This is a genomic window from Cellulomonas fulva (assembly GCF_018531375.1).
Lineage (GTDB): Bacteria > Actinomycetota > Actinomycetes > Actinomycetales > Cellulomonadaceae > Cellulomonas > Cellulomonas fulva.
On record NZ_JAHBOH010000001.1, the window covers coordinates 1,618,098 to 1,637,796 of the forward strand.

Consider the following 19,699-nt stretch of genomic DNA (forward strand, 5'->3'; position numbering starts at 1 on the left):
CCGCAGGGACGGGGGTCAGGCGCGGCGGGCGCGCAGCACCGCGTCGTGGATGGTGATGACCTCGCCCTCGCTCGTCGTGGCCTGACGCGGCGCGGACTGGGCGACCTCCACCAGCCACCCGGCGTCGAGCGTCAGGAGCTCGTCGCGCACCTCGTCGGCGCCGGGGAACATGCTCGGGTCGCGCGGCCGGCCGATCGGCGCCGCGAGGTCCAGCGCGTCGTGCTGCACGAGCAGGAGGGTGCCGCCGGGGGCGACCATGCCCGCCGCGCGGGCCACGAAGCCGCGGCGCAGCTCGGGCGCGAGGTGGATGAAGTGCGAGGTCACCAGGTCGTACTGCTCGTCGGACTCCCATCTGCTGACGTCCGCGTGCACCCAGCGCACGGTGGTCCCGGTCTCCTGCGCGGCCGCGCGGCCCCGGGCCAGCGCGTTCGCGGCGAAGTCGACCGCCGTGACCGCCCAGCCGCGCTCGGCCAGCCAGACCGCGTCGCGGCCCTCGCCCGCGCCGAGGTCGAGCGCGCTGCCCGGCGTGAGGTGCGCGGTGTGGGTGACGAGGCTCGCGTTGGGTCGTCCGCTCCACACGGCCGTCACCGAGCCGTACCGCTCCTCCCAGCCGGCCTCGTCGAGCGCCCAGGACGAGTAGTCTTCACCGTCCCGGACGTCCGCGTCGCCGGCCGTGAGGCGGCGCCAGCGCTCGGTCGCGGCGCGCGCGTCGAGCTCGACGAGGTCCATGTTGAGCATGGCGGCGACGAGAGCGCCCTGCGCCGCGGAGGCCAGCACCGTCGCGACGAGGTCGGACACGTTCCCCGCGACGCGCACGCCCGGGACCGCGGTGGCGCCGGTCGGGTCGGCCGGCACGGCGGTGCCCATCAGCACGCCCGCGCGCTCGACCGGCTCGGGCAGGAGGCCCAGCGGCGCCAGGTGGTCGGCCCGCGCGCGCAGCACGCTCCGCACGACGAGCGCGTCGGCGGGCAGCACCTCGTCGTGCGAGGTCCGGACCGCGGTGAGCCGGTCGTCGGTCACGACGAGCCCCGCGAGCCCGCCCTGCGCGACGCGGACGCCGCGGGCGGCGAGGCGGGCGGCCTCGTCGGCCGGCAGCGCGGCGTCCGCGCGCAGCAGCGTGACGCGAGGCGTCCACTGGCGCCACAGCAGCGCGGCGTGCACGCCCAGCGGGCCGTCGGCGGCGACGACGACCGGCCCGTCACCGACCTCCCACCCGTGGCAGTACGGGCAGTGCAGGACGTCGCGGCCCCACCGGTCCGCGAGGCCGGGGACGTCGGGGAGCTCGTCCGTGCCACCCGTCGCGCTGACCACCGTGCGGGCGCGCACGTGCGTGCCGTCCTCGAGCTCGACGTCGAACGCGCCGAGCTCGCCGGTGACGGACCGGGCCCGGCCCGGCCGGACCTCGCCCCCGTAGCCGGTGACCTCATCTCGGCCGTGCGCCAGGATCGCGCGCGGCGGCATGCCGTCCCGCGTCAGGTAGCCGTGCGCGTGCGCGGCGGGGGCGTTGCGGGGGTGGCCGTCATCGACCACCAGGACGCGTCGTCGTGCCCGGCTCAGCACCAGCGCGGCCCCGAGCCCGGCGGCTCCGCCGCCGACCACGACGGTGTCCCACCGCTCGTCGTCGGAAGCGTCCCGCGGGGTCACCCCCGCCCACGTGCCGGCGCCCGTGCCGACCCCCGTGCCGGCCCCCGTGCCGCCGGTCGGTTCGTGCTGGTGCCGGCCGTGCTCGTGCGAGTGCTGCTCCACGGTGGTCCTCGATCCCCTCGGGCACGGCGCCGCCGGTGCCGTCCGCCGGTCTCGTCGTGCTGGCCTGGTCGTGTCGTGCAGGTCTGGTCGTGCTGGTCCGACTCTCGTCCGCAGGTGCGCGGGATGGCAAGGAACGTTGCCGGAATGGCAACATGGCGGGATGGTGGACGACGTGCTGGCAGGGGTCGGACCGCGGCTGCGCGCGCTGCGCAAGCAGCGGGACGTCACGCTCGCGGCGCTCGCGGAGCAGACGGGCATCTCGGTGAGCACGCTGTCACGGCTCGAGTCCGGGCAGCGGCGGCCGACGCTCGAGCTGCTGCTCCCGCTGGCACGGGTGCACCAGGTGCCGCTCGACGAGCTCGTCGGCGCGCCGGAGACGGGCGACCCGCGGGTGCACGCCAAGCCGTTCGTCCACGGGGGCACCACCTACCTGCCGCTGAACCGTCAGCCCGGCGGGCTGCGGGCGTACAAGATCGTGATGCCGGTGGAGCCCCCGCGCCCGCTCGAGCCCAAGGTGCACGAGGGGTACGAGTGGATCTACGTGCTGGCCGGCCGGCTCCGGCTGGTGCTGGGGGAGCACGACTTCGTGCTCGGCGAGGGGGAGGTCGCCGAGTTCGACACCCGGACCCCGCACGTGCTGAGCAACCCCGGCCCGCGGCCGGTCGAGCTGCTCACCCTCTACGGCCCGCAGGGCGAGCGGATGCACGTGCGTGCCCGCCCGCGCTCGTCGTCCCCCTGACCCGCGCCCACCCGGCCGCGCCTCCAGGCCCTGCCCGTCCGGCGCCGTGGGCGAGGTCGTGAGAACGACGCGAGCTCGTGCGTTCGACGGCACGAGCCCGCACGAAGCTCACGAGGTCACCGGAGGCGGGCTCGGTGCGGCGGCTGCGACGGGCGCTCGTCGTCGTGCCCGCGTGTGGGTGGGCGCTCGTACGCTGCGGGGATGGTGCTGGAGCTCACGCGGCAGGACGCGCGTCGCGTCGCGGTGCGTGCGCAGCGCCTGACCGCGCGGCGGCCGGAGGGCGTGCTCGACGCGGTGCGCGCGCTGTCCTTCCTGCAGCACGACCCCATCGCCGCGGTCGCGCCGAGTGCGGACCTGGTGCTGTTCAGCCGGCTGGGCTCGTCGTACGACCCGCGTGAGCTGGCGGACCTGCTGGACCAGCAGCGCGTGATCGACCTGCACGGGCTGCTGCGGCCGGCGGAGGACCTGGCGCTCTTCACCGCGGAGATGGCGCAGTGGCCCGGGCCGGACCCGGAGAGCTGGCATCAGCAGAACGCACGGTGGCTGGAGGACAACCGCGGTGCGCGCGCGGACGTGCTGGACCTGCTGCGCTCCGACGGCCCGCTCACCGCGGCCGAGCTGCCGGACACCTGCGCCCGGCCGTGGCGCTCGTCGGGCTGGAACAACCGCCGCAACGTGACGATGCTGCTGGAGCAGATGGTGCGCGCGGGCGACGTGGCGGTGGCGGGTCGTCGCGGCCGCGAGAAGCTCTGGGACCTGGCCGAGCGCGTGTACCCCGCGGTCGAGCCCGTGCCGTTGGCGGAGGCGCTGCGCCGGCGCGACGAGCGACGGCTGCGGTCGCTGGGCGTGGTGCGTGCGACGGGGCCGGCCACGCAGACCGAGCCGCTGGACGCGGGGGAGCAGGGCGAGCTCGCGGTGATCGAGGGGGTCAAGGGGCGGTGGCGGGTCGCGCCCGGGCTGCTCGCGGAGCCGTTCGAGCCCCGGACCGCGCTGCTGTCCCCGCTCGACCGGCTGCTGTTCGACCGGACCCGCATGGAGCGGCTGTTCGAGTTCGAGTACACGCTCGAGATGTACAAGCCGGCGGCCGCGCGGCGGTGGGGGTACTACGCGCTGCCGGTGCTGCACGGTGACCGGCTCGTCGGGAAGCTCGACGCCGCGGCGGACCGCAAGGCCGGGCGGCTCGTCGTGCACGCCGTGCACCAGGACTTCCCCTGGCCGCGCGACGTACGGGCGGCGGTGGACGACGAGATCACGGACCTGGCGCGCTGGCTCGAGCTGGACCTGGAGCGCTCCGAGGGCGGGTAGGCAGCGCCGCCGGGGGCGATTCGGTGACCGGAACTCCTCCAGAACCGGGCGTCGGCTGCCGATCTGGGAGGAATCCCGTCAAGCACCGCAGGAGTCGTTCGATGCGTACCCGGTCCGCCGTGTGGTCCCTCGTCCTCGCGGGCGGCCTCGCGATCGCGACGCTGCCCGCCCCCGCCGTCGCCGGGGGTCCGGCCCCGAGCCCGGCCCCCGCGCAGGCTGTGGTCGTCGCACCCGCCGCCACGTCGGTCCCGGCCAACGTGTCGACCAGCCGGACGCCGAAGGGGCGGCTGGTCCTGCTCCCGCTGGTCAACAAGACCTACGCGCTGACCTCCGGCTGGGGGCCGCGCTGCATCCCGACGCGCGGCGCGACCACCTTCCACTACGGCCTGGACATGGGCGCCGCGGACGGCGCGCCCGTCTACGCCGTCACGGGCGGCGTCGTCACCGACGTCCGGCAGCCCTCCGGGGGCGCGCCCGGCACGATCGTCGTGCGCAGCCTCGTCGACGGCGTCCCCACGTGGCTCGGCTACCTGCACCCGTGGAACCCGGGCAAGTACGTCAAGGTCGGGGACAAGGTCAAGGCGGGCCAGCGCATCGCGGACGTCGGCGCGTCCGGCCCCGCCACCGGCCCCCACCTGCACCTCGAGGTGTGGACGGGCGGCTACTACACGGGCACCTCGCACGACCCGCGGGCGTGGCTCGAGGGCTACGGCCTGCCGGTGACCGCGCAGGCGACGGCCGACCGCGTCGCGCCGACCCCCTCGTCGTGCACGTACTACTCGACCACGCGGCTGAACCTGCGCGCGGGTGCGTCGACCAGCACGACCGTCCTGGCGACGCTCGACGCGAACACCCGGCTCTGGAACAAGCCCGGCACCAAGATCAACGGGTTCATCCCGGTCTCCGTGCGCATGGACGCCTCGACGGTCCTGCGCGGGTGGGTGCACACCGACTACATCTCGCAGTCCAAGGCGTACCACCTGGCCACGTCCACGGTGGTGCGCTCGTCGGCGGTGTCCACATCCAAGGCCCTGTACACCGCGCCGGCGGGTGCCCGGGTGGCGCCCGGGCGGGTGTCGGGCTGGTGGACGAACGTCTCGGTCAACGGCGTGACCGGCTGGGTCCCGACCTCGGCGATCGCCGGCGGCGTCTCGTAGGAGTCGCGGCGCCCCCGTCCCGCGGCCGCGTGTCGGTGGTGCGGTCTAGCGTCGGCCCCGTCCGATCGGTCGGAACGGGGAGGAACCATGACGGAGCAGGTCGATCCGCGGGCGGTCTTCTGGCCGCCGGAGGCGGGTGACGAGGTCGCGACGCTGCTGGGTGGTCTGGAGCGCCAGCGCGCGACGTTCGCGTGGAAGGTCGGCGGGCTCGACGAGGCCGCGCTGCGGCGGACCGTCGCGGCGTCGTCGATGACGCTCGGCGGGATGCTCAAGCACCTGTCGTTCGTCGAGGAGCTCGCGTTCCAGACGAGCCTGCACGGGCGTCCGCCGGGACCGCCGTGGGACACGGTGAACTGGGACGACGAGCCTGAGTACCCGTGGGCCTCGGCCGCGCAGGACTCGCCGGAGGAGCTCTACGCGCTGTGGCGCTCCACGGTCGTGGCCTCGCGCGCGGCGGTCGCGGAGGCCCTGGCGGACGGTGGCCTCGACCGGCGGATGGTCTGGATGCCCGGCCGGGACGAGCGGCCGAGCCTGCGGCGTCGGCTGGTCGACCTGATCGAGGAGTACGCCCGGCACACGGGCCAGGCGGACCTGTTCCGCGAGCAGATCGACGGCGTGGCGGGCGAGGACCCGCCGGAGGTGCCGGCGCTCTACCCGGTGCCGGGGACCTAGGCGGGCGGGACCCGGCCGGGGTCGAGCGGACGGAGCACGCGCGCGGGGTTGCCGGCGGCGACGACGTCGGGCGGGACGTCCTTGGTGACGACCGAGCCGGCGCCGATGACCGAGCGTGCCCCGATGGTCACGCCCGGGCAGATGACGACGCTGCCGCCGAGCCAGACGCCGTCCTCGATCGTGACCGGGTCGACCCGCTCCCAGCCCTGCGGGCGCAGCTCGGGGTCGAGCACGTGCGTCGGGGTGTAGATGCGCACGCTCGGACCGATCAGCACGTCCGCGCCGATCCGGATCTCGCCGCCGCCGAGCGTGAGGAAGTCGGCGTTGACGAACGTCCGGTCGCCGATGTGCAGGCGGTGCCCGTAGTCCAGGTAGAGCGGCGGACGGAAGTCGACGCCCTCGCCGACGGTGCCGAGCAGCTCGCGGAAGAGTGCGAGCGCGCCGGCGCGGTCCTCGTCGTACAGGGCCGTGATGCGGCGGCACGTGCGCTGGGTGCTGGTCGTGAGCTCCGCCAGCTCGGGCCCGTGGCGGTAGCGGTACCAGTCGCCCGCGATCATCTTGTCGTACTCGGTGCGCGCGTCCTCGAGGGCCGCGACGGGGTCCAGCTCCATGCGTGGCTCGCTCCGCTCGTCGTCGTCCCGGACAGTCTCCCCGAGCCGAGCGTGCGCGGGCTCAGCCGACCAGGCGCTGGTAGTCGCCGATCAGGTCGACGAACTCCGAGCGCAGGCCGTAGGGGTCCTCTCCGACGGCCGACGACGCGCGCTCGCGGGCGCGTCCGGTGTCGGCGTCGCCCGCGTGCTGCGAGCCGGACGCGACGAGCGCGAACTCGACCACCGCCGCCGCGAACGTGAAGTCGCTCGTCGGGCTCGAGGTGTACGCGTCCGCACCCGCGGGGAAGACGACCTCGGCGCTGGCGTCCTCGCCGGGGTGCTTGTAGCGCACGTGCACCGTCAGGTAGTCGGTGGAGTCACCGGCGGCGACGTCCTGGTACCTCAGCCCGTCCTCCGGTGCGGCGCCCTCGGCGGGGATCAGCTCGTAGAACGCGGTGACCTCGTGACCGGCGCCGACGTCGCCCGCGTCCGTGGTGTCGTCGTCGAACTCCTCGTCCTCGAGGCGGCGGTTGTCATAGCCCAGGAGGCGGTACCGCGACACGGTCGCGGGGTTCAGCTCGACCTGGACCTTGAGGTCCTGCGCGACCACGAACATCGTCGAGTCGAACTCGTCGACGAGCACCTTGCGGGCCTCGTCGAGCGTGTCGATGTACGCGTAGTTGCCGTTCCCGTGGTCGGCGATGGCCTCCATCGTGCTGTCCTTGAGGTTGCCCATCCCGAAGCCGAGCACCGAGATGTAGACACCTGACCGGGCGTGGTCCTCGATGAGGTCGGTGAGCTGGGCGGGCGTGGAGGGTCCGACGTTGAAGTCGCCGTCGGTCGCCAGGATTACGCGGTTGTTCCCGCCCTCGACGAAGTTCTCGGTGGCCAGCTCGTAGGCGGTCTCCAGGCCGTGCGCGCCGCCCGTCGACCCGCCGGCCTCGAGGTTGCGCAGGATCTCGACGAGCTCGCCACGCCGGTCGGCGGGGACCGAGTCGGCCAGGACCTGGTCGCTGCCGGCGTAGGTCACGATCGAGACCGTGTCGTCCTCGTCGAGCTGCTCGACGAGGAGCTCGAACGACTGCGCGAGCAGCGGCAGCTTGTTCGGCTCGTCCATCGAGCCGGACACGTCGAGCAGGAAGACGACGTTGTTGCCGGCGGTGGTGGGCGTGGTCTCGGTGGCCTGCACGCCGATCATCGCGAGCTGGTGGCCCGACGCCCACGGCGCGTCGGCGACCTGCGTCGTGACCGTGAACGGGTCCGCGGCGTCCGGCGCCGGGGCGGGGTAGTCGTAGTCGAAGTAGTTGACGAGCTCCTCGATGCGGATCCCCTCCGGCGCGACGCCCTGCCGCAGCTGCCGGCGCAGGTTGCTGTACGACGCGGTGTCCACGTCGGACGCGAACGTCGAGAGCGGGCTCGTCGTGACGTCCTGGAACGGCTGCTCGGGGGAGTCGTCGTACTCCTCCTGATCGTCCAGCGGAGCCTCGCGCCAGCTCTGGTCGTCGTACCCGAGGTCCATGCCGGACGTCGCCGAACCACGGTCGTCCGCGGCCGTGCACGCCCCGAGCGCGCCGACCAGGGCGACCGCCAGCGCGGCCGCGAACGTCCGGACCGAGGCGGACGGGCGCCCACCTGGCCGGGCGCCCCGCGCCGTCCTGACCTCCGTGTCCGCCGCGCGCCTGCTCATGTGAGCCCCCTTCGTCCGAGGTCTGAAGCGTCGCGGCCCCGGCGGGGGTGGGCCAGCACGGGACCGTCACGCGACCGTCCCGTTCAGGTAACGAGGGTTCCGTTCGGATAACGACCCGCGGGTCACGCGGGCCAGGAGGGGTTGCGCGCGACCTCGCGTCGCCTCTACCTTTCATGCGTAAGCAAAAACTGACAGGTGATTGGTTGTCATGACGACTCTGGACGGTGACCGGCTGGTCGAGGTGCTCGCCGCGCTGGCGCACCCCGTGCGGCTGCGGATCGTCGCGCAGCTCTCGCGAGGCCGGGACTACGTGAGCCACCTGGCGCGGGAGATCGGCGTGAGCCGCCCGCTGCTGCACCTGCACCTGCAGAAGCTCGAGGCCGCCGGGCTCGTCGTCGGGAACCTCGAGCTGTCCGCGGACGGCAAGGCGATGAAGTACTTCGAGCTCGCCGAGCTCGACCTGCACCTGACCCCCGGCCTCGTCGTCGACGCGGCCGCGACCCTGACCCCACCCGCCACCTCGGCACAGGAGGACTCCTGATGGACTGGCCCACCGTGATCCTGCTCCTCGGCGTGCTCGTCGTCGTCCTGATCGTCGGCATCGCCGTCGTGACGACGCGGCTCGAAGCCCGCAAGCTCGACCTGGACGAGGCGCGCGCCGACGAGGTCAAGCGCCTCGTCGGGCGCTACGAGGAGCTCGCCGCCGCGACGCTGGACGCCCAGACCCGCGCGGCCGCCGACCTCGCCGAGCTGCACGCCCGGGTGGTCGGCGTGGAGCGGATCCTGCGGACCGTCGAGTGAGCCCGAGGACGACGGACGCGGTCGTCAGCACCGGTTACGGACCGGTGCGCGACGTGCTGCGGCACGAACGGGTCGAGGTCGGCGCGCTGCGCACCGGTGAGGTGCTGGTGCGGACCGAGGCGGTCTCGCTCAACGCGGCCGACGTCCTGCTCGCGCGCGGGGAGCCGCTCCTGGTGCGCGCGGCCTTCGGCTGGCGGCGGCCGCGGCAGCGCGTGCGCGGGCGGGACCTGGCAGGCGTGGTGACCGCGGTCGGCCCGGACGTCGTGAGCCTGAAGGTCGGGGACCGCGTGGCCGGGGAGTCGCCCGGCTCGCTCGCGCGAGAGGTCAGAGCGCCCGCGCACGTGCTGGCCGTCGTCCCCGACGACGTGACCGGGGCGCAGGCCGCGGCCGTCCCGCTCGCCGGCGTGACTGCGCTGCAGGCCGTGCGGCTCGCGGGCGACGCGGTCCGACCGGGCGCGCGCGTGCTGGTGACGGGCGCGGCGGGCGGCGTGGGCTCGTTCGTGGTCCAGCTGCTCCGGGCGCAGGGGGCGGAGGTGACCGGGGAGTCCGTCCCGGCGAAGGCGGATGCGGTGCGCGCGCTCGGGGCCTGGCACGTGGCGCGAGGCGCCGCGCTGCCGCCGGGGGAGCTCGACGTCGTGGTCGACGTGGGCGGCGGGCGCCCGCTGGCGTCGCTGCGCCGCGCCACCCGCGCCGGCGGGACCGTCGTCCTCGTCACCGGGCGCGGTGGGCGGGTCGTCGGACCGCTCGCGCGGATCGTCGCGGCGCGGCTCCTGACGTTCGTCGTGCCGCAGCGGCTGACGACGCTCACCGCGCACGCCGACGAGCCCGACGTGGCGGAGCTCCTCGACCTGGTGGCACGCGGCACCGTGCGTCCCCTCGTCGGCTCGACGGTCCCGTTCGAGCGGGCGGTCGACGCGTTCGAGCTGCTGGACGCCGGGACGGTGTGCGGCAAGGTCGTCGTGACGTTCTGAGCCCGCAGGCCGGGTGACCCCCGCCGGGGCTCGCTGACACCCTGCGTCTTCGAGCCGCGGCGGGACCGCCCTCGTCGACGCCGTCGAACGGCGCGACGGATAGAGTCCCGGGGACCGGGGCCTCTAGCTCAACTGGCAGAGCAGCGGACTTTTAATCCGCGGGTTGTGGGTTCGATCCCCACGGGGCCCACACACCGCAGGGGCGAACCGGGACGGACCGGGATGTATCTGGCATAGCGCAGCGGGAACCTGAGGTAGCGACCCACGTGGTCCCGCACACCGGCGCGCCCCCGCGTCGGCGCGGCCATCGAGAGGCGCCCCCGCATGTCCCACACCCGAACGCGCGCGCTCAGCATCGGCGCTGTCACGCTCGCTCTCGCACTCGCGGCCACGTCCGCGCAGGCGCACGGCGGTCACCGCCCCGGCCCGTCCGAGCCGACCACGGTCGCCTCCGGGCTCGTCACCCCGCTCAAGGTCGCCGTCGACCTGGACGGCACCACCTACGTCACGCAGAACTTCGCAGGGCTGCTGACGACGATCCCTCGGCACGGCGACCCGACGGTCGTCGCGTCGGTCGAGCGCCCCGGCACGGAGCTCGGCGCGGTGTCGGCGTTCGCGGGCACGGTCACCTTCGCGGAGAGCTGGTCGAGCGAGGAGGACCCCGACGACTTCACCGCGGTGCTCCGGCGGATGTCGCGCTCGGGCGCGGTGTCGACCGTCGCGGACCTCGAGGCGGCCGAGCGCAGGTACAACCCGGACGGCGCGAACACCTACGGGTTCCAGGGGCTCGACGACTCGTGCGAGATCCCGGAGCACATCCCGCAGGGCGCCGGCACCGTGTACTCCCACCCGTACGCGACGATCTCCGCGCTCGGCTACACGATCGTGGCGGACGCGGGCGCCAACGCGCTGTGGAAGGTGGACCGGCACGGCAAGGTCCGGCCCCTCGTCGTGCTGCCCCCGCAGACCGCGACGTTGTCCGACGAGGCGCTGGCCGGGCTGGGTGCACCGGAGTGCGCCTACGGTCACGCGTACGCGTTCGAGCCGGTCCCGACCGACGTCGAGCTGGGCCCGGACGGGTGGCTCTACGTCACGACGCTGCCCGGCGGGCCCGAGGACCCGTCGTTCGGGGCGCGAGGGTCCGTCTACAAGGTGAACCCGTGGACAGGCCAGACGCGCCTGGTGGCGTCGAACCTCGCCGCTGCGGTCGACCTGGCCGTCTCGCCGCGGGGTGACGTCTACGTCGCGGAGCTGTTCGGGTCCGGCGTGACGGTCGTGACGCGCGGGTCGCACACGGCGAAGCCGCTGGTCGACCTGCCGATGCCAGGTGCGGTGGAGTGGACGCCGCGGGGCCTGGTGATCACGACGGACGTGCTCTCGGAGACGGGCGGCAACCTGGTCACGGTGCCGCTGCGCTGAGTGCGAGCACGGGGAGGCGTCGCCCGGGTGCTCCGCCCGGGCGGCGCCTCCTTTCGCTCGGGCTCTTGTGGCGCCGCTAGGTGAGCGCTAACATCGCGTCATCCCGAGGCCGAGCGGCGCGGGAGACGTGCTTTCGAACCGGTTCGACGATGAAGCGGAGCATGATGACGACCATCGGTGACGTCGCGCGGCACGCGGGCGTGTCGCGGAGCACCGTCTCCTACGCGCTGTCCGGCAAGCGCGCGATCTCCGACGAGACGCGCGACCGGATCGGGCAGGCGATCGCGGAGCTGGGGTTCACGCCCAATGCCGGGGCGCGCGCGCTGAAGACCGCGCAGACCATGGTGCTGGGGCTGCTGCTGCAGTTCCACGCCGACGAGTTCGCGCCCGCGATGCTGCAGTACGTCCTTCCGGTCTCGGAGGCGGCGCGCGACCACGGCTACGACATCCTCATGGTCACCGACCCGCACGGACCCGAGGCGATCCGGCGCATCGCGAACTCCGACATGGTCGACGGGATCGTGCTGCTCGACGTCACGCACGCGGACCCCCGGCTGCCAGCGATCGCCGAGGTCAAGAAGCCCGCCGCGCTCATCGGTCTGCCGGGGGGAGCCGCGGGCGTCGACGTCTTCGACCTGGACTTCGGCGAGGCGGCGCGCATGCTCGTCGACCACCTGCAGGAGCGGGGGCACCGCGAGCTGGTTCTGGTCTCGCCGCCGTACCACGTGGTCGAGCGCGGCGGCTCCTACGTCTGGAGGTTCCGCGAGGGCGCGGTCGAGCGCGCGGCGCGCTACGGCATCCAGATCCACCCGTACTACGGCGAGTCGCGCCAGCCGGCGATCACCACCTCGGTCAACGCGCTCCTCGACGCCCACCCGAAGGCGACGGCGCTGATCGTGCACAACGACGCGACGATCGCCGCGCTGCCGTCGATCCTGCGGGACCGCGGCGTCCGCGTGCCCGACGACCTCAGCGTCGTCAGCCTCTACTCGCGTGACTTCGGCGAGGAGTTCTCGCTGCCGTTCACCGCGGTCGAGTCCGCGGCCGGCGAGCTCGGGCGCCGCGCGGTCGCCCAGCTCGTCCGCCGCATCACCAAGTCCCCGGACGCGGGTCCCTCGCTCGTCCGGTTCGTTCCTCCCGTCCTCACGGACCGGGGGAGCACGCGCTAGCCCAGCACAGCGCAGACGGCTGTCTTTCGAACCGATTCGACGCCCGTGACACACGATTCAGAGAGGAACCCGTGTTGAACACCAAGACCAAGCACGCGACCGGCGTGGCCATCGCCGCCCTCCTCGTCGGCGGACTGACCGCCTGCGGGAGCGACGACGAGCCCGGCTCGTCGTCCACCACCGGTGGCGCGACCCTGACCGAGATCAAGGTGTGGGACCCGTACCCGCAGTACGACGACAGCTCCGACTGGGCCGCGTACGTGAAGGCGTGCGCACCGGAGGGCACGACGATCACCCGCACGTCTGCCGCGACCTCTGACCTGCTCAACGACCTCACGTCCGCGGTCAAGGAGGGCAACGCCCCCGACGTCGTCATGCTCGACAACCCGGCCGTGCCGGACGCCGCCGCCTCCGGCCTGCTGGCGAGTGCGGACGAGGTCGGCATCGACACGTCCGGCTTCGACGAGAACCTGGCGGGCCCGGGCACCGTCGACGGGACGACCTACGGCGTGCCGATCGGGGCCAACACGCTCGGCCTGTACTACAACGCGGACATCCTCGCCGACGCGGGCGTCGACCCCGCGAGCATCACGAGCTGGGACACGCTGACCGACGCGCTCGCCAAGGTCACCGCGGCCGGCCACAAGGGCATCACGTTCTCCGGCATCGCCGGCGAGGAGGGCGTCTTCCAGTTCCTGCCGTGGTTCTGGGGCGCGGGCGCCTCGCTCGAGGACCCGGGCTCGGCGCAGGCGGTCGAGGCCGGGCAGCTGCTGTCCGGCTGGGTCGGCGAGGGGTACGCGCCGAAGTCCTCGCTGACCGACAACCAGTCGGCCTCGTGGGACCTGTTCCTCACGGGTGAGTACGCGTTCGCCGAGAACGGCTCGTGGTTCGCCAAGGCGGCCTCGGAGCTCACGGACTTCGAGGCCGTGGCGATGCCGCTGCCCGGCAAGGACGGCGGGGCCGCCCCTGCGCCGACGGGTGGCGAGTTCGTCCTCGCGCCGATGCAGAAGGACGACGCCGAGGCGCACTACGCCAACGCGACGAAGGTGATCGACTGCCTCGTCGGCTCCGAGAACCAGGTGAAGACGGCCGACGCGCTCGGCTACTTCGCCGCCAACGCGAGCCTGCGCTCGGAGCAGGTCGCGAGCGACCCGATCTGGGAGCCGTGGGCCACCTCGATCGAGAGCGCCGAGGGGCGTACGACCGACCTCGGGCCGGACTACACCGCGACCTCCGCGGCGCTGTCCACGGCGCTGCAGGGTGCGCTGAACGCGGCGGGCGACACCGCCCAGGTGCAGTCCGCGTTCGAGGCGATCGGCGGCTGACGCACCGCGCGGCGGTCCGGGTGACCGGACCGCCGCGCCGGCCGGCAAGCACAGACCGGCAAGCAGAGAACGGACGAGGACGAGGGACGAACGGTGACGCAGGTCAAGGTCAAGGCCCCGCCGCCCGCGCGGCGGGTGGCGGCGGCGCAGGACGCCAGCCGCAACGGGCGCAGGCGCCGGATGAGGCCGACGACGTGGGCGGCCATCGGGTTCGCGCTGCCCCTGGTGGCGTACCTGGCAGTGTTCTACGCCTACCCGCTGGTCGAGAACGTCTCGATGAGCGTGCACCGCTTCACGCGCGCGACCTTCGTGACGGGGGAGGCCCCCTTCGCGGGCGCCGACATCTACCGCGAGGTCATCGGCTCCGCGCCGTTCTGGCCGACCGTGCGCCAGACCGCGGTCTTCGTCGTGGTGTCCCTCGTCTTCCAGTACGGCATCGGGCTCGCCCTCGCGGTGTTCTTCCAGCGCAGCTTCCCGCTCTCGACGATCCTGCGGGCGCTGTTCCTCGTGCCGTGGCTGCTGCCGATCATCGTCTCGGCGACCACGTGGCAGTGGATGATGGACGCGGACTCGGGCGTCCTCAACAGCTTCCTCGGGGTCTTCGGCATCGACCCCGTGTGGTGGCTCAACGCCGAGAACTCGCTCATGTCGGTCACGATCGCGAACATCTGGTTGGGCATCCCGTTCAACCTGGTGATCCTCTACTCCGGCCTGCAGAACGTGCCGACCGAGCTCTACGAGGCCGCGTCGCTCGACGGCGCGAGCCGGTGGCGCCAGTTCTGGTCGATCACCTTCCCGCTGCTGCGCCCGGTCACCGCGATCACGCTGCTGCTCGGCTTCGTGTACACGCTCAAGGTCGTCGACATCATCTGGATCATGACGGCGGGGACGGGCACGTCCCAGACCCTCGCGACCTGGGCGTACGCCATGGCGTTCGGCAAGGGCACCGCCGTCATCCAGTACTCGCAGGCGGCCGTGGTCGGCACGATCCTGCTCGTGATCGCCCTGGTGATGGGCTTCGTCTACCTCGCGGCCCAGCGCCGGCAGGAGGACTGACCATGGAACGCCACGACCGCGTCTGGTGGAAGACGGCCATCGGGCTCGCCCTCGTCGTCGTCATGCTCTTCCCGGTGTACTGGATGGTGAACGTCTCGCTCACCCCGCGCACCGACATCCGCAAGGGCGACCTGTACCCGCACAGTCCCACCCTCGAGCACTACGGGATCGTGCTGCAGGACCAGCTGCCCCACCTCGCGACGAGCCTCGTCGTCGGGCTCGGGACGGTCGCCCTGACGCTGCTGATCGCGGCGCCGGGCGCCTATGCGCTCTCGCTGCTGCTGGTCCCCGGCCGCCGGGTCCTGAACTTCCTCCTGATCGTGGGCCAGATGATCCCCGCGGTCGTGATGGCGCTCGGCTTCTACACGATCTACTCGCGCCTCGGGATCCTCGACACCCTGCCGGGCCTGATCGTCGCGGACTCCACGCTGGCGGTGCCGTTCGGCGTGATGCTGTTCACCGCGTTCATGGCCGGGATCCCGCGCGAGCTGCTGCAGGCGGCGCAGATCGACGGGGCGTCCCACTGGCGCGTGTTCCGCTCGGTCGTCATGCCGGTCTCCCGCAACGCCGCGGTCACGGTCGCCCTGTTCGCCTTCCTGTGGGCGTGGTCGGACTTCCTGTTCGCCTCGACGCTCGACCGCGAGGGCGGCGCGCTGCGCCCGATCACGATGGGCATCTACGACTACATCGGCTCACAGAACCAGGAGTGGGGTCCCATGATGGCCACCGCCGTCGTCGCCTCCGTGCCCACCGCGATCCTGCTCGTGGTCGCCCAGCGCTACGTCGCCGCCGGCGTGACCGCCGGCGCGGTGAAGAGCTGATGGCCGCCGCATGCCCCGCGTTCGACGTGCGGGACATCCCGTTCTCGGTGCGCGGGTCCTGGCTGAACCTGTCCCCGGTCGTCGCGCTGCACACCCGGGCCGACCAGGTGCACCTCGTCTCGCACCGCAACGGCATGCACGCCGTGCTGCGCTGCGAGCCGCTCGACGCGACGGGCTCCGTCGTGGCGGCCGACTGGGCCGCCACGCCCGCGACGTTCACCTGGCGTCGAGGCGACGCCGCCGTCACCGCGGTCTTCGACGGCGTGCGCGCGCTGCGCCTGCGCGGCAGCGGGCTCGGCCTGCGGCTGGCGGACGCGGCAGGCGGGCTGACGCCGTTCACGGGCACCTACCTCTTCACCGACCCCGTCGACGGGAGCGCGGTGTTCACGTCCTACGAGACCGGCCGCCGGTACCGCGTCTCGGGCGAGCCCGGAGTCGTGACGGTGCAGGGCGAGCAGGCGCTGGGCGTCGCGGACCGCGCGGTGGTGCTCGGGACCGGCGCCGGCGAGTGGGAGGCGCTCCTCGAGGAGATCGACTCCGCGCAGGAGCCGCGTCCGCTCGACCGGACGTTCGACGAGGTCGTCGCGGACGTGGCCGCGCGGTTCGACGAGTACGTCGAGACGATCGCGCCGTGGCGCACGGCCGCGACGCCCGCGGCCGAGCTCGCGGCGTACGTCCTGTGGTCCGCGACCGTCGCGCCCGAGGGGTACCTGGGCCGCGAGTCGGTCCTCATGTCGAAGCACTGGATGGACAAGCTCTGGAGCTGGGACCACTGCTTCAATGCGCTCGCGCTCGCGGGCGGGCTGCCGGACCTGGCGATCGACCAGCTCCTGGCACCCTTCGACCACCAGGACGTCACGGGTGCGCTGCCCGACTCGGTGACGCACTCCGAGGTGCTCTACAACTACGTGAAGCCGCCCATCCACGGGTGGGCGCTGCGCCGGCTGCGCGCGCGGGCTCCGCGCTCGCTGACGGGCGAGGAGCTGCGGGAGATCCACGCCGGGCTCGTGCGGTGGACCCGGTTCTGGCTGGACCGCCGCCGCGTCCCCGGGCACGTGCTGCCCTACTACCAGCACGGCAACGACAGCGGCTGGGACAACTCCACCACGTTCGACGTCGACCGCGTGATCGAGTCGCCCGACCTCGCGGCCTTCCTGGTCCTGCAGCTCGAGGTGCTCGCCGACCTCGCCGACGAGCTGGGCGAGCCCTCGAAGGAGTGGCGGGACACGGCGGCCGAGGTGCTGCGCGTCTTGCTGGCCGAGCGCTGGGACGGCCAGGCGTTCTTCGCGGTGGGGGCGGCCTCCGGGCGGCGCAGCACCACGACGAGCCTGCTGAACCTGCTGCCGCTCGTGCTCGGTGACCGGCTCCCCGAGCCGGTGCGCGAGGCCATGACGCGCCGGCTCGAGGGGCACCTCACGGAGCACGGCCCGGCCACCGAGCCCGTGACGTCGCCGCACTACGAGGACGACGGCTACTGGCGCGGCCCGATCTGGGCTCCCTCGACCGCGCTCGTCGAGGACGGTCTGCGCGCCTCGGGACGGCCCGACCTCGCCGACACCGTGAGCGCGCGGTTCCGCGCCACGTGCGAGCGGTCCGGGTTCGCGGAGAACTTCGACGCGCGCACGGGCGCCGGACTGCGCGACCGCGCGTACACGTGGACGGCCGCGGTCTACCTGGTGCTCGCGGCCGAGAGCGTCGAGCGCGGGACGAGCGAGCGCCACCCCGACGCCGATCGGGCGCCGACCGCCAGCTGACCCCCCGGCTGCGCTGCGATGTGCCGCGGGCTCACCGGGGTCTGCGGACGGAAGAGGGCAAAGGAGCCATCTCATGAGACACCGCAGAACGACCGTCGCGCTGCTCGCGGCCGCGGCGGTGACGAGCCTGCTCGTCCCCGTCGGGCCGGCGACGGCCGCCGGCAACACGCTCGTCGTCGACGTCGCCTCCCCGGTCCGGCCGGTGACGCACGTCGGGTCCGGCGGCCTGTACGCGCTGGCGACCACGTCGACCCCCGATCCGGCGCTGCTCAAGCCGCTGCGGCTCAACCAGCTCACGCAGCCCGCCCCCGGCGTCCAGCAGCTCGGCAACGGCGCGACCGTCCCGACGGGCGACGCGCTCGTCGTCGCGCCCAGCGCGATCGGCGCCGGCGCGCAGACGTACGTCCGGATGCCCGACATCTACCGCGACTTCCCGTACCGGTGGGTGAGCTGGGCGGACTGGGAGAGCAAGGTGCGCACCATGGTGAACGCGCGCGTCGGTGCGGCGCAGGTCACCAACATCAACGGCTGGGAGCTGTGGAACGAGCCGGACTGGACGTGGAGCACCGGGTCGGCCGGGAGCTTCACCTCGGGGTGGGCCCGCACGTTCAAGCTCGTCCGTTCGCTCGACGCGGTCACCCCGATCGTCGGCCCGAGCTACTCGGTCTACAACCACTCGTGGATGCTCAGCTTCCTCACGGCCGCGAAGGCCTCCAACACCGTTCCCGACGTGATCGTGTGGCACGAGCTCGACGACTTCGGGTGGGCCAACATCGACGAGCACGTCGCCGACTACCGCGCGATCGAGGCCTCGCTCGGGATCAGCCCGCGGCCGATCTCGATCAACGAGTACGGGTCGCCCAACCAGGTCGACACCCCGAGCGTCGCGGCGCACTACCTCGCCCAGTTCGAGCGCACCGGCATCAAGGACGCCGAGCGCGCCTACTGGTACGAGTCGGGGACGATCGGCGGGCTGTTCCACAACAACCGTCCGACCGGCAGCTACTGGGCCTACAAGTGGTACGGCGACATGGCCGGGAACATCGTGCGCACGACCCCGTCGGGCGACCTCGACGGCGTGGCCGCGTACGACTCGAGCCGCAAGATCGTCAACGTCGTGCTCGGCGGGACGTACGGCACCAACAGCGTCCAGGTGCGGGGCCTGTCAGGATTCGGCTCGAGCGTGCGCGTGACGGTGAGCCACACCCCCGCCTCGGGCAGGTACGCCAACGTCACGGCGCCCACGCAGGTCTCGTCCAGCAACTACACGGTGTCGAACGGTGCGATCACCGTCCCGATCGTCGACCAGGACTACCTCGGGGCGTACCAGGTGCTCGTGACGCCGGCGTCCGGCCCGACGTCGTCGTGGCAGAAGGTGTACGAGGCCGAGAACGCGACGGTGGTCAACGCGAACCGCTTCGCGACGGGCAACGCGAGCAACGGCTCGTACGTCGGGCAGATCGACGGGACGGGGAGCTCGCGTGCCGACAGCTTCGTCGACTTCATCGTGCAGGTCCCCTCGACCAGGGCGTACACGATGAGCATCCGCTACGCGAACGGCACGGGCGCGACGTCGACGCACGGGCTGGCCTACAACGGCGGTGGGTGGTCGACCGTGTCCTACCCGCCGACCGCGGGCTGGGCGCAGTTCGCCTCGACCACCGTCTCGGTCAACCTGAACGCCGGGTACAACGTGATCCGGCTCGCGAAGGGATCGCCGAACTTCACGGGCGGCGTCGGGTACGCCGAGCTCGACAGCATCACCCTCAACTAGCCCGTCCCACCGCCCGGGCGCGACGCCGCGCCCGGGCGGCCGGACGCGCGGGTGCGCGCCGGTCGGCGAACACTGGGCGGGTGATCGACAGGTACGAGGGGCACATCCTGGGGCTCGGGACGTCGGGCGGCCGGCGCGTCGTCGTGGGGCGGTGGCTGCGCTCGCCGTGGCCGCCGTTCGCCGACGTCATGACGGAGGACGCAGCCGGGTGGCGCACGCTGCTGGCGCCGACGCGGGCGATCGCCGACGAGGTCGCGGCGACGTACACGTTCGACCAGGTGCTCGTCGTGCCGGTGCGGGTGGTGTGCGACGAGGTCGCGCGCCGGTGGACGGTGACGGCCGGCCCGCTCGTCGCACACGCGACGGTGGGCGGTCGCACGCCGCTCGGGACGCTGCTGCACGCGGTCCCGGTGGGGCTGACGGGCTCGCGCGCGTTCGCGACCGCCGCCGACCCGCTCGCGCGGGTGCTGCTGCCGGGGGTGCGCACGCGCGGGTCCGCGGGCGGCGGCCGACGCGAGTGGTACGGCGCGCGCGACCAGCACCGGGTCGTCGACGCCGCGGTCACCTGGGGCGACGAGCCGTGCGGCGGGCTCGTCGACACCGGTGCGGTGCACTTCGGCTTCTCGTCGGTCCCGCGCGAGCCGACCGTGACGGCGGTGCGCACGACGATCGAGCGGTGAGCCCGGTCCCCGGCCGTGCCCCTGTGCGCGGGG

18 protein-coding genes and 1 tRNA gene are annotated in these 19,699 nt (G+C 73.3%); 16 read left to right on the forward strand and 3 right to left on the reverse strand.

The features are described from left to right. Positions 1-15: 15 nt before the first annotated feature. Positions 16-1,746 carry an SAM-dependent methyltransferase gene (locus KIN34_RS07265; protein WP_214348648.1) on the reverse strand — a complete coding sequence of 577 codons (1,731 nt, stop codon included), beginning with the start codon at positions 1,744-1,746 and terminating at the stop codon, positions 16-18. A gap of 160 nt (positions 1,747-1,906) precedes the next feature. On the opposite strand from KIN34_RS07265, the gene KIN34_RS07270 reads away from it, so the two are divergent. From KIN34_RS07270 to KIN34_RS07285, 4 genes are all read left to right on the forward strand, one after another. Beyond that, the gene (locus KIN34_RS07270; RefSeq protein ID WP_214348650.1) at positions 1,907-2,485 is read left to right on the forward strand and encodes a helix-turn-helix domain-containing protein; all 579 of its coding nucleotides are present in this window, start codon (positions 1,907-1,909) and stop codon (positions 2,483-2,485) included. 201 nt (positions 2,486-2,686) lie between these two features. Next, positions 2,687-3,790, forward strand: coding sequence for a DNA glycosylase AlkZ-like family protein (locus KIN34_RS07275; RefSeq protein ID WP_214348653.1), 1,104 nt, complete (start codon positions 2,687-2,689; stop codon positions 3,788-3,790). Positions 3,791-3,891: 101 nt separating this feature from the next. Then, complete coding sequence (locus KIN34_RS17110) at positions 3,892-4,947, forward strand: M23 family metallopeptidase (RefSeq protein WP_214348656.1); 1,056 nt, start codon at positions 3,892-3,894, stop codon at positions 4,945-4,947. Between the two features lie 87 nt (positions 4,948-5,034). Next, positions 5,035-5,619 carry a DinB family protein gene (locus tag KIN34_RS07285; protein ID WP_214348659.1) on the forward strand — a complete coding sequence of 195 codons (585 nt, stop codon included), beginning with the start codon at positions 5,035-5,037 and terminating at the stop codon, positions 5,617-5,619. Here KIN34_RS07285 and KIN34_RS07290 read toward each other — a convergent pair. Together KIN34_RS07290 and KIN34_RS07295 are read right to left on the reverse strand one after the other, a co-directional pair. Continuing rightward, positions 5,616-6,230, reverse strand: a complete 615-nt coding sequence (locus KIN34_RS07290) for a sugar O-acetyltransferase (RefSeq protein WP_214348661.1) — start codon at positions 6,228-6,230, stop codon at positions 5,616-5,618. The two genes, KIN34_RS07285 and KIN34_RS07290, sit on opposite strands and share 4 nt — an antisense overlap. A 61-nt stretch (positions 6,231-6,291) precedes the next feature. Further along, entirely contained in the window at positions 6,292-7,896 is a 1,605-nt protein-coding gene (locus KIN34_RS07295) for a vWA domain-containing protein (RefSeq protein ID WP_214348664.1), read from the reverse strand. A 208-nt stretch (positions 7,897-8,104) separates the two neighbouring features. On the opposite strand from KIN34_RS07295, the gene KIN34_RS07300 reads away from it, so the two are divergent. The 12 genes from KIN34_RS07300 (at position 8,105) to KIN34_RS07355 (ending at position 19,666) form a co-directional block, all read left to right on the forward strand. Continuing rightward, a complete protein-coding gene (locus KIN34_RS07300) occupies positions 8,105-8,437 on the forward strand; it encodes an ArsR/SmtB family transcription factor (RefSeq protein WP_214348667.1) in 333 nt (110 codons plus the stop codon). Further along, the gene (locus KIN34_RS07305) at positions 8,437-8,697 is read left to right on the forward strand and encodes a hypothetical protein (RefSeq protein WP_214348669.1); all 261 of its coding nucleotides are present in this window, start codon (positions 8,437-8,439) and stop codon (positions 8,695-8,697) included. The genes KIN34_RS07300 and KIN34_RS07305 overlap by 1 nt, the downstream gene beginning before the upstream one ends. Beyond that, positions 8,694-9,668, forward strand: a complete 975-nt coding sequence (locus KIN34_RS07310) for an NAD(P)-dependent alcohol dehydrogenase (protein ID WP_214348672.1) — start codon at positions 8,694-8,696, stop codon at positions 9,666-9,668. The genes KIN34_RS07305 and KIN34_RS07310 overlap by 4 nt, the downstream gene beginning before the upstream one ends. Before the next feature lie 117 nt (positions 9,669-9,785). Then, a tRNA-Lys gene (locus tag KIN34_RS07315) sits at positions 9,786-9,858 on the forward strand. A gap of 134 nt (positions 9,859-9,992) precedes the next feature. Beyond that, positions 9,993-11,087, forward strand: a complete 1,095-nt coding sequence (locus tag KIN34_RS07320) for a ScyD/ScyE family protein (RefSeq protein WP_214348675.1) — start codon at positions 9,993-9,995, stop codon at positions 11,085-11,087. Positions 11,088-11,248: 161 nt separating this feature from the next. Beyond that, positions 11,249-12,256: a LacI family DNA-binding transcriptional regulator gene (locus tag KIN34_RS07325; RefSeq protein WP_214348677.1), complete on the forward strand. Its 1,008-nt coding sequence runs from the start codon at positions 11,249-11,251 to the stop codon at positions 12,254-12,256. Positions 12,257-12,327: 71 nt separating this feature from the next. Continuing rightward, on the forward strand, positions 12,328-13,581 hold the full coding sequence (locus tag KIN34_RS07330; RefSeq protein WP_214348680.1) for a sugar ABC transporter substrate-binding protein: 1,254 nt from the start codon (positions 12,328-12,330) through the stop codon (positions 13,579-13,581). Between the two features lie 93 nt (positions 13,582-13,674). Then, positions 13,675-14,637, forward strand: coding sequence for a carbohydrate ABC transporter permease (locus KIN34_RS07335; protein WP_307858131.1), 963 nt, complete (start codon positions 13,675-13,677; stop codon positions 14,635-14,637). A gap of 2 nt (positions 14,638-14,639) precedes the next feature. Beyond that, entirely contained in the window at positions 14,640-15,458 is an 819-nt protein-coding gene (locus tag KIN34_RS07340; RefSeq protein ID WP_214348682.1) for a carbohydrate ABC transporter permease, read from the forward strand. After that, positions 15,458-17,212 (forward strand): amylo-alpha-1,6-glucosidase, encoded by a 1,755-nt coding sequence (locus KIN34_RS07345; RefSeq protein WP_214348685.1) that lies wholly within the window; start codon positions 15,458-15,460, stop codon positions 17,210-17,212. The genes KIN34_RS07340 and KIN34_RS07345 overlap by 1 nt, the downstream gene beginning before the upstream one ends. 73 nt (positions 17,213-17,285) lie before the next feature. Then, the gene (locus tag KIN34_RS07350) at positions 17,286-18,986 is read left to right on the forward strand and encodes a carbohydrate-binding protein (protein ID WP_214348688.1); all 1,701 of its coding nucleotides are present in this window, start codon (positions 17,286-17,288) and stop codon (positions 18,984-18,986) included. 80 nt (positions 18,987-19,066) lie between these two features. Beyond that, positions 19,067-19,666, forward strand: a complete 600-nt coding sequence (locus tag KIN34_RS07355; protein ID WP_214348691.1) for a hypothetical protein — start codon at positions 19,067-19,069, stop codon at positions 19,664-19,666. Positions 19,667-19,699 lie beyond the last annotated feature (33 nt).

Coding starts and splice junctions, on each gene's coding strand:
- KIN34_RS07270 (WP_214348650.1), top strand. CDS start 1,907: ATGGTGGACGACGTGCTGGCAGGGGTCGGACCGCGGCTGCGCGCGCTG.
- KIN34_RS07275 (WP_214348653.1), top strand. CDS start 2,687: ATGGTGCTGGAGCTCACGCGGCAGGACGCGCGTCGCGTCGCGGTGCGT.
- KIN34_RS17110 (WP_214348656.1), top strand. CDS start 3,892: ATGCGTACCCGGTCCGCCGTGTGGTCCCTCGTCCTCGCGGGCGGCCTC.
- KIN34_RS07285 (WP_214348659.1), top strand. CDS start 5,035: ATGACGGAGCAGGTCGATCCGCGGGCGGTCTTCTGGCCGCCGGAGGCG.
- KIN34_RS07290 (WP_214348661.1), bottom strand. CDS start 6,230: ATGGAGCTGGACCCCGTCGCGGCCCTCGAGGACGCGCGCACCGAGTAC.
- KIN34_RS07295 (WP_214348664.1), bottom strand. CDS start 7,896: ATGAGCAGGCGCGCGGCGGACACGGAGGTCAGGACGGCGCGGGGCGCC.
- KIN34_RS07300 (WP_214348667.1), top strand. CDS start 8,105: ATGACGACTCTGGACGGTGACCGGCTGGTCGAGGTGCTCGCCGCGCTG.
- KIN34_RS07305 (WP_214348669.1), top strand. CDS start 8,437: ATGGACTGGCCCACCGTGATCCTGCTCCTCGGCGTGCTCGTCGTCGTC.
- KIN34_RS07320 (WP_214348675.1), top strand. CDS start 9,993: ATGTCCCACACCCGAACGCGCGCGCTCAGCATCGGCGCTGTCACGCTC.
- KIN34_RS07325 (WP_214348677.1), top strand. CDS start 11,249: ATGATGACGACCATCGGTGACGTCGCGCGGCACGCGGGCGTGTCGCGG.
- KIN34_RS07340 (WP_214348682.1), top strand. CDS start 14,640: ATGGAACGCCACGACCGCGTCTGGTGGAAGACGGCCATCGGGCTCGCC.
- KIN34_RS07345 (WP_214348685.1), top strand. CDS start 15,458: ATGGCCGCCGCATGCCCCGCGTTCGACGTGCGGGACATCCCGTTCTCG.
- KIN34_RS07350 (WP_214348688.1), top strand. CDS start 17,286: ATGAGACACCGCAGAACGACCGTCGCGCTGCTCGCGGCCGCGGCGGTG.